This window comes from Microbulbifer sp. NBRC 101763, assembly GCF_040371615.1.
Lineage (GTDB): Bacteria > Pseudomonadota > Gammaproteobacteria > Pseudomonadales > Cellvibrionaceae > Microbulbifer > Microbulbifer variabilis.
Genome location: NZ_BAABQV010000005.1, coordinates 474,282 through 486,470 on the forward strand (window position 1 = coordinate 474,282; position 12,189 = coordinate 486,470).

Here is a 12,189-nt window from a genome sequence, read left to right on the forward strand (position 1 = left end):
CTAGGAAATAAGTTCATAAAAATAGTGGTTAAATAAGTATATTGATGGAAGCCTCATAAAAGCATAATTACAGCTAGAAGCGATATACTGCCACCAGCTTCCCTCAAGATAAAGGCGCTCTCACCATAAACTTCTGCACTTAGATGGCCTGAACGGGCTTATAGGCTGGCATCCACTCATCGGGGCTCTTGTTGCCTTTATTTTGGTTGCGACCATCATCGAGCAACTATAGATTCTCAGGGTCTTCTGTAAACTGACGCTTTAGCTCAACGGTCTAGTTGGCACCACCGTGCTCATGCGCCCATGAAAGTGGGACGATGTGTTCAACATCCAGGTCAGAAGCCAGGGTGTAAAAGTTGCCGGTGTATGGGTCTAGCCAGAGGCCTGTATCTACCATGCAGCGCTTTTCATTTGTGGAGGTAACCGGGGCGCCTGGGAGAACTGAACTAGCAGCTCATGGCGGGTGCTCTGGCAGTCGCCGTCAGTGTCGAACCACTTGGGTAGCCACTCGTGGCGATCATAACCGTGCTCCTCTTTGGCCTCAACTACGGGGCAGCCGGACAACAGCAACGGATAGGATGATAGGCAGAATCAGGCGTATGACGACCCCTCAGTTTGTATTGAGAGGTCGTACTTGAGGCGGGCAAAGGTAAGCTTCTATTGGGTAATCGTGCCCATATTACCGCTACCAATCTGTAGGACTATAGCGGTTTGACCAACACCGGTTTGAGTTGTTGTATGCATATTATTGCTACCTAGCTGGGTGGTAGAAGCAAGGGAAATAACAGCGCCCATTTGGGTAATATCTGCCATATTCATGGAGCCAGCCTGATTAATAGTGGCAATACTTAAGACGGTTCCATCGTCTTGATCGATGTCAGCATCATTCATTTCACCCAGCTGATTAATAATGGCAGTACTAAAGGCGGTTCCATCGCCTTGTTCAATGCCAGCATCATTCATTGTGCCCAGCTGATTAATAATGGCCATACTTGCGACAACAGGTCCATTTTCTTGTTCGATGTCAGCATCACTCATAGAGCCTGTTTGATTTATTATTGCCGTACTTGCAATAGTGTCATCTTGCTCAATGTCAGCTTCATTCATTTCACCTATCTGAGTAATAATGGCAACACTTGAGACAACACCATCGTCGTAATCAATGTCAGCGTCATTCATTTCACCTATCTGGTTAACAACGGCAATACTTAATACAGCCCCATCTTCTTGTTCGATATCAGCTTCATTCATAGTACCCATTTGATATAGTGTTGCTATATTTGCAGTGCCTCCTTCTTGATCAACATAACCATCGTTCATCGAACCTACTTGGTTGATCGTAAGGCTACTAAGTGAAGAATTATCATCCTGGATAGATCGCGAAACATTTAATTCGCCAATTTGTAAATGTGTTGCCAAATTGCGACTAGCGCCTAAAGCTTGAGAGGCTTCTGAGTCGTTAGAATCTCCAACTTGAACCTGTACAATTAAATTATTGTGAGTAGAAGGATCCTGGGTTGTGACGACCATATTATTAGAGCCAGCCTGAAACAATATCGCGGTATTATTATCCGCAAAGGTATTTCCGCTAAATGCTACCAACATAGCTACGGCGATGGGGGTTAATGTCTTCATAAGTAAATCCTCTGCTTTCTATCGACAAGCCCTGACTGCTCTCCGTAACAGCTTCTCACGCGAAACATCCTATGTTTATACGCAAAAGGCAACAGAGGTATAGCATTTAAAGCTTTGTTCTTAAAACGGCTACTAACTGGAGACTTAAGTTTTACCGCATGCTGATAAATTGCTATAAGATGAAATAACTAAACTACTAGGAGTAAAGTTTGAAAAACAACAATTGTTGCTTTTTACGATAAGAGGTACTTCTAGTTGAATCGATAAACTTGCAGAGCCTGACATCCTCCCCGCCTTCTCGGACTCAAGTGGGAGCTCCAATCACCCACTCGGAATCGCCATAGCCGCAATAGAACTATGAACGGCTAGGCGATTCAATAGCAAAGGTCTCTCTAACCCTCGGGCAAGTCCCACTTAACAGACTTGGTCGCACCAATAACCTCTATGCCTTTTTCACCCATATAGTTTTTAAGGCCTAAGCTAAGAGGGAATTTTTCCACGTTCTTTGAAGGAACATCACCTGAAGGAACTCCTATTACTTCTATTTCATAGTAATCAGGGTTTACTACGTATATATGCGGTTCTAGGGACGGTATTATATCAGGGTCGTTTTTACCCCATACAGTTAGTACGTAATCCCCTGAATGACCTTTGATAACTTAAAATTTAGTGAAGTCAAGTAATTTGTGTTGCTCAGATTTATTCCCTGACTGAGTGATAGACTGACCAGATTTACCACCTTTAATTGGAAAAGGGCCATCGCCACCTTTTTTCGGTAAATGATCTGTACCACCTTTTGCATGGACCATAAGTACTTCCTAAATATAAACGATTTCAGCTCGACCTTAAGGGCCAAATCTTAATAGAGTGCACCTGGCCCCAAATGTACATCTCGCTTTTAGCCTAGACCAATCAAGCAAAAACCTGCTAAAAAAGATAAATTTATACCAATACCGCAACAGTATGACTAAATTAACACCTTCATCCACATTCAGGCACTCGCTATGGTGCTACTTCATCTATTTTTTCGGAATTGCACCTTGGGCATTTTATTGTCTTTCATTTCTTCTTGCTTGATGCATAACGTCCGCTACAGTCGGGCCAAATGCGAAGCGGTTTTTGTGTTATTGTTTGAGCCCAGCAAGTAACGCAAAAAGTACGTAGTATTTGGCCTCGGCTGCAAGCGTTTGTTAGGTACCGTTCTGCGCGATGCATCACCAGCCTTCGACTTCAACACCATTAATTCACCAATGCGAGTCATAAAGCCTGATACGCAAAGCAGGATGTTTTGAGTTACAGGCATATCTATTAGTACTTGCACCATGTATTGCTGCTCTTCATCAATAACATTCGCTGCCCCGTACTGAAAATCACCCAGAAAACCCGCTACAGCGTCTGCTTTTTCTTTGCTGTCGCATTTGAAGGTGAAATCTACTTCTCTGAATTTACTAAAGTCATCACCATTGGAATCTAAGCGGCGAAGAACATCAGTATCCGCTTCTGTAGCTTCCATTAATTTAGAAATTACTGACATAGTTCGTAGGTTACCTAACGCCAAGTTTTGGTGCGCGCGTTAGCGCGTCCCAGCCAAAGGCGACAACACCGCCTTTTTATGTGCTTCACTCTTGATTGAAAACATTTTTATCGTACCAAGCCTCAGAGTGAACTTCCGTTTTTGCTGTTAATAGAAATTTCTTTACTGCTTCAATTGGCAGCTGAAAAAGTTGGCCCCCGGATGAAATCTCAACGTATTTCTCTTCGGTTTCCTCATCGGCATAGACTTTGAACAAAGGATAATCGACTCTCTTATCAATAGAGGCATTACCAGTTTCAATGTAAAGCTCCATGGTCATGCCAAAATCTGAAACAACTTGGGTCTTTACTTCATCATCTTTAATTCGTTTCATATTTTTGGTGCTTTTGACACATGACGCCATGCTCTGGGGCAAACCGGAGCTCAGCGTAGGTTTGTCCCTAGCAGCATTTTGTTATGCATTACTTCACCATACGAAAATCTGGATGTTTTAACCATTGTTCAAACAGCTCAGGGCTAATTATTGACTCATGCTCATATTCAACAACCCCAGGATGTTCCAATATTTCTGGATCAGATGTGTATCTGCTAAGTACATGACAGAATGCAATACTACCATTTACAATCTCGGCAATACCAAGCGTCACCTCTCCGAGAGATTGATGGTCTCTATCTCCATTACACATCGCATATAGACCAATTATATCTTTAGGAAGCCAACCCAATAAATTGCTTACCCCGGCATATTCCTCGATCTCTTCGGGATAATCTGGGCCAAACTCATACCCAAACGAACCGCCATAAACCCAAAAATCGTTTCCTCGAATTTCACTAGAAACAGATTGAATGAAAGCCAAGATCTCTCTCTTGGCGTCATCGCCCAACTTTTCTTTTAATAGTATTCCTACAGTTGGTCCGGCCATAGTCTTTTTTTCATAACGCCCGCCGCACAGGCGAGCAACTTGTTGCGAGTCCAGCGCATACAGTGCGCGATTATGCCGGCGCTCGTTAAGCTCGGCGCTAGCCAAGAACACCGGAACTGTATGCCCAATAATAGATTGGCCCGCATACAATCCAGCCAACGAGAACAAACTTGAAAAAGCTATCCTTTTCTTGGACTCCAATACTTGCAAGCCCAGAGAGTTCCTGCTTGGGGAAAGGTCGAAATACCCTATAGACCTTCACTAGAACCCAGCCCACTAAAATTGGAATGACGGTAAGTAATATTATCGTAGTAATAGCTAATAATGCTTCAGGTGATGACTTTCTCATGCTTTTCTATTTCTTTGCTTAACGACTACAGCAGGGGCGGCTGGAGCGCAGAGTAGGCGGCCGTCCCGCGAAGGGCCAAAGGCCCATAGCAACCTGCTGGTATTTGTTATACGTAGTTACGACCATACTACCCACCCGATTATGAAACCCAAAACTAGGCACGTAAAACCTACTTTTACTACCGTGTTCCTCTCTGCGTTACTTTCCATGATAGAGCCTTGTATATAGAGCTCTAGAGCTGCTTTAGATGCAGAAAGCTTTGGCCTTGAACTAAAACATGCTAATAGAGCCGCTTGAACATTTGGAACCCAGCATGACGGGTGATCATCTAAACGATCGTAATCGAGAGCCTGCTGAACTTCCTTCGCCTCACCAGTGTCGTGCAGCTCGGGACTCTCAGCTATCTCTTTAGCTTTTCGATAATACTCGCTTACTTCCATAACTCGATATGCGTATAACGCCGCGATAATCGGCTGGCGCTGCAAAGCAGTGACAGTCCGGTGGAGCCCCATTGGGGCGGAACGAAATTCATCGCCTTGTTATACGATTGCAAGCGCTTCATTTTGAATAGTTAGCTCACACCCTTCTTCGGTGGGTAGAATATTAGCTTTGCCTGGCCAAAACATGACTTGTGCTCTAAAAGGCTTGCCGTAGTAGTTAACAGCCGTACCTAAATACTCTTTGTACGCGTTGCTACTAATAGGCTTGAACATAACTTTAAAATCACCACCAATAACATTACCTAGTTTTTTTGTTTGGCTCCATTTTGACACCGGACTTAATGTCTTCGACAATATCAGCAAGAATCGCGTGAGCGGAATCTTTCTTGAGGCCAAATATCATAATCTCTGGATGCCCGAAGCTTTCCTCTAAACCTATGGTGTATGAAAAGTCTTGATACTCTCCATTTGGATCAAAGACAAACAGGAAGTGCCATCCATATTCTTTGATATTTCCCTGTATTTCTTCTTTGTTCATACTCTTCTCGTATAACAGTTTATTAATGAGCCAGTGGCTCACTATCCATTTGGCCACTATTTCTGGGAGGGAGCCTCCAAGCTCCGCAGAAAAGCCTTTATTTACAGCAGGTTACAAACTATTGTCTAAATAACAACCAGAGATAGTGAGCCAGTGGCTCAAGTCGCCTGGTTCGACCTCCCGCTCTTGAACACATTTTACCCATAATTAAATCAATAAGTTAGGAGGAAATTTCTGTAGATGTCAGCCATGGCTCTATAATTCGAGTTTTCGCACCGGCGGCACACCCTCTCCACTACTGAAAACCACAGCCAGTATCATCCACTCGGTATCGCCATCGCCGCAATAGAGCTATGCACGGCCAGACGATTTGCCACCTCAACAATACAACTCGCTACTAAATCAGCAGCATGATCGGCGACGTTTACCGGCTGGCCTGCATCGGTCTGCAGAGTTTTGGTGGTGACATAAACGCTGGACATTAGATCACCAGCACCATCAGTTTGTACTGTGTTTTGGTTGTCGATTACGGCAATAGAGCATTTAAGTACCGCAGCAGCCTGAGCTTCGTTGTTGGTAGGCTCCGTGGTCTGGGTTACCGTTGCGCGTACAATAGTTCCGGCACTGTGGCTTTCGTCGATGGTGTAGGCGAACTGCCATGCCTCCAGGCCTGGCACTGTTATCGGGGAAAAGCTGGGCATTGAGGGTTCCTTTGCTTAATCAGATTTATGTACGCCGTTGTGAGTGATTATACGGTGTAATGGATTTTCGCCGGCAGCGTAGTTCTTACCACCTACAGATTTTTTGTACACGGTGTGCAGGCCGGCACATTCGACTCGCTCGACACGCTCCCAGGTGAGCGGTTCTTCTTCATGCAGTACACCCAGCTCAACGCCCTGACAGTTTTGAGCCTCGTACACTTGGCCAGTACGATCAGTAACGGGAGTTTCGCGGCTGCAAATTACCTGGGCACCGCTTGTTGTGGTGAGCAATACGCAGGGTATTTCTGGCTCTGCATCTACCGCGCCAATAATGGGGCTTAAGTGGGTATCGTCGTCGCCAGTATTCCAGCAATCGATCAGGTCGCCGCTTTCACAGTTATCCGTTAGCAAACCCTCGCGCAGCCAACTGCCTGCGGCAACGCACCACGGATCTCTAGGGACCGTAGTGCCGCCGCCATTGCTCGGGGTTGTAATAGGTAACAGCGCCGTCCTGAGTACCCGGATCATCGCAGTACACGTAGTACCTAGTGTTGGAGAACAACCCAGTAATGCTGCCACTGTTGTAATTAACAATGCCGAAATCAAACTGCACCGAGTGCGCGGCAATCGTGATTTTTGCGGTACTGCCATCATCCGAGCCGGACAGCGCGGAACTGGTAGGCAGGCTGGCAATACCAGCTTGAATCATTGGCAGGTTGCGCTAGTCCTGCACTTCCACCACATCGATTTTTACATAATCGATTAAGGTATCGCTCGTTTTAGTCGGGGAATTACAATAAGAAATTGGGCAATAAACCGTACTTTGTCCTGCATCTTGGCCGGATTGCCAATATGGTTTGCCCCTCTAGCGCCACCGTACTCAGCGTTACCACTAGCATTGCCTTTGACATAGGCCACTAGGGGCTGCCAACTCTGCCCCACTATGTTTAGGCCAGCGGCAAGGACATAGTGCTGGCTACTCATGGTATCTGCACCGGCACATTGCAGCGTTTACCAGTATTATCGTAACCAGCCAAACCCACATATATGGTGCGATCCGCATCACCTGCGGCATACACATAAACCCGAGCCTCTATCCGGTAAAGCTTACTGGGATCAAAGGGTATTTTCTCTGCGTGATACATCGATACATGATTGATAAGGCGAGCCGCGCCACCACCAACTTTTAGGTAACCGCTGATATAGAAATTCTGGTATCCGCCGGAAAATTAGCTCTTGGGCTTCCGCCTTGGCCCTGTTTAACCGCGCCTATTCCCGCATCGGATCCAGATCGCCAACGGGTTAGGCTGGGCGCTCAAGCTACATTTTCTTAACTAGTGCCTCTTCCCGGTTATCCAGAACGCCGCGCAGGGTGTAGTAATTTTTGTTTCCCTAGAGGGAAGTGGACTCCACCTTCCACTTGTCAAAAGCAGTTGCGGTGATACCTAGCGAATCACACACCTGCCGCTTGTTTAGCCAGTAATCAGGAACGGGGGTGAGTTGGTCATTGCCGGCTTTTTTTCCTGCAGCAGAGGCAGCCGTTTGAGTCTGTTGTTTTTTTGGGTTTTTGTTTGGTTTCAGCCATGCCCTAGTACCTCAATGACCAACCACCAACCCCCGCCTAAAATGCCTCATAAATAGCGAAACCTCGCGCAGCTGCGGACCCGTACGGCTCAGGGCCCAGGAAGGACCCGCGCGGGTGTGTGGTGCGAGGTGTTCACTTGAGTTTGCGCAGCTAATTGTTGATTGATCGGGTGAGTTCGACGCGGACTCTGCCGCTGGCCTGGTATTCCACAATCTGCTGCAGGCGCTGGCTAATGAATGCACCGCGAGAGCTTGGCCCAGTGATGCCCTTCACTGGTGTACGGCCCTTGCCTTTGCGTGCGCAGACCAGTAGCTGGCTTTGTGGTGCGCTGCCGATCAATGTGTGCTTATAGATCTTACTCTTGCCCCAGGCCTTGGCCTTCACGCCTGGCGCTTTGTGTGCGCCACGCTTATTGAGTGCATTGAAGTGGCCCGCCTTACGCTGGTTGGGGCGTACAAAGTTGATAAGGCTTCTTGCTCCCGCTTTCTTTGCATCAATAGCTACGCGCAGTCGGTCACGCTTAGCCAGGTGTAACTGGTAGGCCTGCCTAATCTCTTTCTGTTTGATGTTGGTCTCGGTTGAGACCTCTTTGATAGCGGCCTGAGCGCACCGCCCTATTGATTGCTTGGCTTGCAGCCTTGGGTATCATGCGGCGTTCCATCTTGCCCAGCTTCTTCTCAAGCTTGGCTAAATCATCTTTGATTGTGATCATGTTGGAACGCGCAACGCTTTATCCTTGTCTTTGCTGCCTTAGCTGCTACCAAACCAAAAAGACATAATGCGGGGAATCTCCCCCTTCATAACGCCCAGCAGACAAACGGCGATATCTCAATGTGTCCCATCCAGTGCTACCTCGCCCCCAAATAGAAAAAACAACAGGGCGAAATAACCACCGATAAATAAGACTGACAGCGCCACTTGGGGCAAAAGGCTAGTTTTTGAAGCCAGGCCGCGAGCGCTATCTCTGTCGCGCACCTCCAGCTCAAAAACGTCTATATCTAGTTGACTCATCTGCAGACGAAATTTATTGTCGAGCGCGCGAAACTCCGCCAGCTGCTCCGGGCTACTGCCCAGCACAAAATCGGCAATTTCTTGCTCGCCGGCCAGTCCATCTCCCAGAAGTTTCTCAGCCATAAATTTGACGGCAACCCCAGCAGCGGGGCCACCCAAAGCCATGCCAATGGTGGGGGCAATGGTTTTTACCAGAGCTTTCCATTTCATGCCGTTATTCCAAATAAGGGGCCACCCGGTGCCGGCGGTATGGGGGAGGGAGCACCGGGTGGCGAAAAAAGTTAGGGGGGGTATTGCCGTCTGATTTGTCGCGCTTCTCGCGCATATATCGGTTGTGCTGGTTGCGGGTAATCACCGCATAGATATTCCAAATCAGGCCCAGGCCGGCGATCAGAATGCCAACCACCTGTAACCAATCAACAGGGGTTTGCGTTAGACCAATTCCGGCACCGGTTACGCCTGCACTTCCGGCTACCTGCTCTTTCATTCCACGGCGATCTCCTTCTAACAGGCGAAAAAAAACCGGCCTGGGGTGGACCGGTTAAGAGGATGATATTCGCATTGCTCGTACAGCTCGTTCCCGGTAGAGGCAACAATCGCAACGTGCCCTATTTATACCTCCCAAACGCAAAAGCGCCTAAAACGTGTCACCCCAAAATAGTAATGGGTTAGACTTGGGAGCAAAGCTAATTTATAAACCGTATTCAACGCTTATGCTTATATAGTAATTAGCCATAAGTGTGCACTAACAATACCTTTGTTCATCAAGTAGTAAATTAGCAACAGTAACGTACTCATTCACCCATAACGTTATTAAATTCTTTATATCTCACACGACTCCAAATAACCTTTATTTGCAAAGCTTGCATAAGGTATTTTTGCTGCCGCTTCTTTATAGAGCTGCAAATCAGTATCAAACCAGCTAAAAGTTCCCCACCTATCAGCCATTACATCATCGCAAATTACATTTTCACCTGTATAATAGACTCTAAAATAGCCTTCACCTGTCACCCTTCTCCCATCAGCATACATGACTAATGAGAGGTTTTCATAACTACAAAAGGTAACGTCATAAACTGTCTTGGTTGGAAATGCTTGCTGACAGTTTACCTCCACACGATCTGTAGGGCCTGTAGGCTCACCATCCGGCGAAGCAATTATCACTGGAATTTTAATATCCTCATACGGTATTAAGACAACTTCCTCTGCTGAAGCTTTAGCGCTAAAGCATAAGATTGCGACTATTGCCGCAAAAAGATACTTAGAGTACATAATACTTTCCATTGATTGACGAAAAGTCCAAGCGCGAACTTTTCGTACATATTTCAATATTCATATTTATGGGATATTGCATCTAAGTCTTTTCCATTTCATGTAAAAAGAAGCAGACCCAATTCCCCTTAGGGAATATCTATACTCTTAGTCTTTTAGCACGCTTAAATAATTAAGCGTATCAGAAATTGACTGATCTACGCAGGCGCCGTGAGTGCGAAAATTTACTGTCTTTCCTGTGGCGTGCGCATACATAATTGCGCTCAGATATTCCTTGGCCATTGGTCTATCCATACTGAATGAAATGTAATCTCCATTTGAACCATGACATGCAGGTGGATTTTTGACCCCGCCCTCTGGATAGACATAGACAAGTTTCGTGCTATCAACCAGCAAGAAAGAATCTACTTTGGCTATAGTATTGTCCGCAAATGTAACCTGAGAAAAAAGAGCGATTGCAGCAACGGTAAGATACTTAAACATTTAATAACCCTTAAAACTTTATAAGATATAAGAAGCGCGCAATTTATAATCCAACAAAACTATATCGTCAAACTATTTTGGAAAAAAAATCTAATATAAATAAATAATTTGAGACAAATTACCTTTAGCTGGATTGGATTTTAAGCGACTGTAATGCCCTTCATTTATGTACCATTTTCCTAAATTTATTATTCTGTTTCGTTGAAGCTATGACTCTCCTCATAAATGATCATGCCCGCGATGTAATTGATCGCCCCAAGCAATTCAGCCACGCTGCGCTCTAAATTTGGCAAACGACGACTTTCCTGAATCTTTTTGATCGCCTGAAAAGCCATGCCTCCATCGGTATCCAATAGCCCGCTAATCGTTTGCATGGGTTGATCTTCGAAGCGCTGCCCATTCGCATGCCGCTCCACGCCCTTACCCCGCGCGGCCTGATCGTATGACCGCTCTAAAACGCTATACAGGCGCTGATAATTTGGGTCATTCAACTCATAAACCGGACCACCTTCGGAATAGCCGCTCATTTTCCTGCCCTCTTCTTCTCGCTTTTCACTTTAATCTGCTGTTTGTTCTGCACCTTCACCCAACTACGGCGGGTACTGCCGGAGGTATTAGGGACTACACGCAGGCACAGACCGGACTGGCCGCGCGGTATCTGTTCAATCTCTCCGCCGCCGGCCAGAAATTCTGGCCACCTTGCTATCGATATTCGCCTGCGCCTGGCGCAGGGCTTCGGGTTGGGGGCACTGGGTTACTGTCATGTCACACCCCCAGGCTAGAAAGGAATATCGTCATCAAAGGAATTTTCACCCCCAGCCGGTACAGCTGGCTGATTGGGGGCCTGTTGCTGGGCGGGCAAGCCTGCTGCACCTTGGAGATAGCCACCCTGCTCTCCCCTGCCGTCTAACATCTGCATTTCACTGGCAACGATCTCGGTGGTGAAGCGATCCTGGCCCGTTTGCTTGTCCTGCCACTTGCGCGTGCGCAGCGAGCCTTCAACATAAACTTTTGAACCCTTGCGCAAATACTCGCCGGCAATCTCTGCCAGGCGGTTAAAAAACACCACCCGGTGCCACTCGGTGCGCTCCTGGGGCTGGCCGGTTTGCTTATCCTTCCAGCTCTCACTGGCGGCCAGGCTGATATTGGTTACCGCCCCACCGCTGGGCATGTAATTGGTTTCCGGATCGTTACCCAGATTGCCAATCAAAATAACTTTATTGATTCCCCTGGCCATTACTCGCCCCTATCTTCCCTTGCCTCACCGTTAACCACGCGATAAGTGGTCAAGGTGTCGGTGGCTTTATCAAAGACCTGCAGCCAGTAGATAAACGGCTCACTGCTGGCAACTTCTTTTACCCTTGCCTGCGCTGCCTCTTTAGTGGGGTGGGACTCTATAAAATCTTTAGCCCCGTCCATCATTAGATTGTAAGTATCGCTAAATATGGCGAATCTGTTCATTGTTGCTCTCCCTGACTTAAAAAAATTGGTGTGTCCTACGCTGTAGCAGTGCTGCGATATTCGATCGGCTGGCCTGGCGGGCACGGTAGTCTCTGCGGTAGTCGGCCTTATAGCGCTTGCAGCGGCTGGCACGGCCGCAGGGGCTTAGGCGAATAGGGAAAAGATCCTGGGCTTTCCACTTACTGCAGCCACCGCAAAAGAACTCCCCGTGCTCAGGGGTTTTACGGCTCACTGACTCCCCCCCATTCCGTCAATCA

At 46.9% G+C, this 12,189-nt stretch carries 23 protein-coding genes; all 23 read right to left on the reverse strand.

What is annotated here, in order from left to right; all coding sequences use genetic code 11:
* Positions 1–274: 274 nt before the first annotated feature.
* Positions 275–397: a hypothetical protein gene (locus ABWV76_RS14945; protein WP_020411235.1), complete on the reverse strand. Its 123-nt coding sequence runs from the start codon at positions 395–397 to the stop codon at positions 275–277.
* A gap of 260 nt (positions 398–657) precedes the next feature.
* Positions 658–1,635: a hypothetical protein gene (locus ABWV76_RS14950; RefSeq protein WP_353376427.1), complete on the reverse strand. Its 978-nt coding sequence runs from the start codon at positions 1,633–1,635 to the stop codon at positions 658–660.
* Positions 1,636–2,294: 659 nt separating this feature from the next.
* Positions 2,295–2,444: a hypothetical protein gene (locus ABWV76_RS14955; RefSeq protein ID WP_353376428.1), complete on the reverse strand. Its 150-nt coding sequence runs from the start codon at positions 2,442–2,444 to the stop codon at positions 2,295–2,297.
* A 281-nt stretch (positions 2,445–2,725) separates the two neighbouring features.
* Entirely contained in the window at positions 2,726–3,169 is a 444-nt protein-coding gene (locus tag ABWV76_RS14960) for a ribonuclease E inhibitor RraB (RefSeq protein WP_353376429.1), read from the reverse strand.
* Positions 3,170–3,254: 85 nt separating this feature from the next.
* Entirely contained in the window at positions 3,255–3,542 is a 288-nt protein-coding gene (locus ABWV76_RS14965) for a hypothetical protein (protein WP_353376430.1), read from the reverse strand.
* Positions 3,543–3,630: 88 nt separating this feature from the next.
* On the reverse strand, positions 3,631–4,302 hold the full coding sequence (locus tag ABWV76_RS14970; RefSeq protein WP_353376431.1) for a DUF6368 family protein: 672 nt from the start codon (positions 4,300–4,302) through the stop codon (positions 3,631–3,633).
* 678 nt (positions 4,303–4,980) lie between these two features.
* Positions 4,981–5,154: a DUF4262 domain-containing protein gene (locus ABWV76_RS14975; RefSeq protein WP_353376432.1), complete on the reverse strand. Its 174-nt coding sequence runs from the start codon at positions 5,152–5,154 to the stop codon at positions 4,981–4,983.
* A 25-nt stretch (positions 5,155–5,179) separates the two neighbouring features.
* On the reverse strand, positions 5,180–5,419 hold the full coding sequence (locus ABWV76_RS14980; RefSeq protein ID WP_353376433.1) for a DUF4262 domain-containing protein: 240 nt from the start codon (positions 5,417–5,419) through the stop codon (positions 5,180–5,182).
* 317 nt (positions 5,420–5,736) lie between these two features.
* Complete coding sequence (locus tag ABWV76_RS14985) at positions 5,737–6,120, reverse strand: hypothetical protein (RefSeq protein WP_353376434.1); 384 nt, start codon at positions 6,118–6,120, stop codon at positions 5,737–5,739.
* Positions 6,121–6,135: 15 nt separating this feature from the next.
* Entirely contained in the window at positions 6,136–6,648 is a 513-nt protein-coding gene (locus ABWV76_RS14990; RefSeq protein ID WP_353376435.1) for a hypothetical protein, read from the reverse strand.
* A complete protein-coding gene (locus ABWV76_RS14995) occupies positions 6,575–6,829 on the reverse strand; it encodes a hypothetical protein (RefSeq protein ID WP_353376437.1) in 255 nt (84 codons plus the stop codon). Before ABWV76_RS14995 ends, ABWV76_RS14990 begins: the two co-directional genes overlap by 74 nt.
* 53 nt (positions 6,830–6,882) lie before the next feature.
* Entirely contained in the window at positions 6,883–7,104 is a 222-nt protein-coding gene (locus ABWV76_RS15000; RefSeq protein ID WP_020411250.1) for a hypothetical protein, read from the reverse strand.
* On the reverse strand, positions 7,101–7,265 hold the full coding sequence (locus ABWV76_RS15005; RefSeq protein ID WP_353376438.1) for a hypothetical protein: 165 nt from the start codon (positions 7,263–7,265) through the stop codon (positions 7,101–7,103). Before ABWV76_RS15005 ends, ABWV76_RS15000 begins: the two co-directional genes overlap by 4 nt.
* 590 nt (positions 7,266–7,855) lie before the next feature.
* Entirely contained in the window at positions 7,856–8,323 is a 468-nt protein-coding gene (locus ABWV76_RS15010) for a phage tail protein (RefSeq protein WP_353376497.1), read from the reverse strand.
* Entirely contained in the window at positions 8,253–8,417 is a 165-nt protein-coding gene (locus ABWV76_RS15015; RefSeq protein WP_353376439.1) for a hypothetical protein, read from the reverse strand. The genes ABWV76_RS15010 and ABWV76_RS15015 overlap by 71 nt, the downstream gene beginning before the upstream one ends.
* A 116-nt stretch (positions 8,418–8,533) precedes the next feature.
* The gene (locus tag ABWV76_RS15020; RefSeq protein ID WP_353376440.1) at positions 8,534–8,926 is read right to left on the reverse strand and encodes a hypothetical protein; all 393 of its coding nucleotides are present in this window, start codon (positions 8,924–8,926) and stop codon (positions 8,534–8,536) included.
* 4 nt (positions 8,927–8,930) lie between these two features.
* Positions 8,931–9,203, reverse strand: a complete 273-nt coding sequence (locus tag ABWV76_RS15025) for a hypothetical protein (protein WP_353376442.1) — start codon at positions 9,201–9,203, stop codon at positions 8,931–8,933.
* 335 nt (positions 9,204–9,538) lie between these two features.
* Positions 9,539–9,988, reverse strand: coding sequence for a hypothetical protein (locus ABWV76_RS15030; protein WP_353376443.1), 450 nt, complete (start codon positions 9,986–9,988; stop codon positions 9,539–9,541).
* Between the two features lie 147 nt (positions 9,989–10,135).
* On the reverse strand, positions 10,136–10,471 hold the full coding sequence (locus ABWV76_RS15035) for a hypothetical protein (protein ID WP_353376444.1): 336 nt from the start codon (positions 10,469–10,471) through the stop codon (positions 10,136–10,138).
* A 188-nt stretch (positions 10,472–10,659) separates the two neighbouring features.
* The gene (locus ABWV76_RS15040; RefSeq protein WP_353376445.1) at positions 10,660–10,998 is read right to left on the reverse strand and encodes a hypothetical protein; all 339 of its coding nucleotides are present in this window, start codon (positions 10,996–10,998) and stop codon (positions 10,660–10,662) included.
* A 251-nt stretch (positions 10,999–11,249) separates the two neighbouring features.
* Positions 11,250–11,708, reverse strand: coding sequence for a single-stranded DNA-binding protein (gene ssb, locus ABWV76_RS15045; protein WP_353376446.1), 459 nt, complete (start codon positions 11,706–11,708; stop codon positions 11,250–11,252).
* Positions 11,708–11,932: a hypothetical protein gene (locus ABWV76_RS15050; protein ID WP_353376447.1), complete on the reverse strand. Its 225-nt coding sequence runs from the start codon at positions 11,930–11,932 to the stop codon at positions 11,708–11,710. Before ABWV76_RS15050 ends, ssb begins: the two co-directional genes overlap by 1 nt.
* Before the next feature lie 16 nt (positions 11,933–11,948).
* Positions 11,949–12,164: a hypothetical protein gene (locus tag ABWV76_RS15055; protein ID WP_353376449.1), complete on the reverse strand. Its 216-nt coding sequence runs from the start codon at positions 12,162–12,164 to the stop codon at positions 11,949–11,951.
* Positions 12,165–12,189 lie beyond the last annotated feature (25 nt).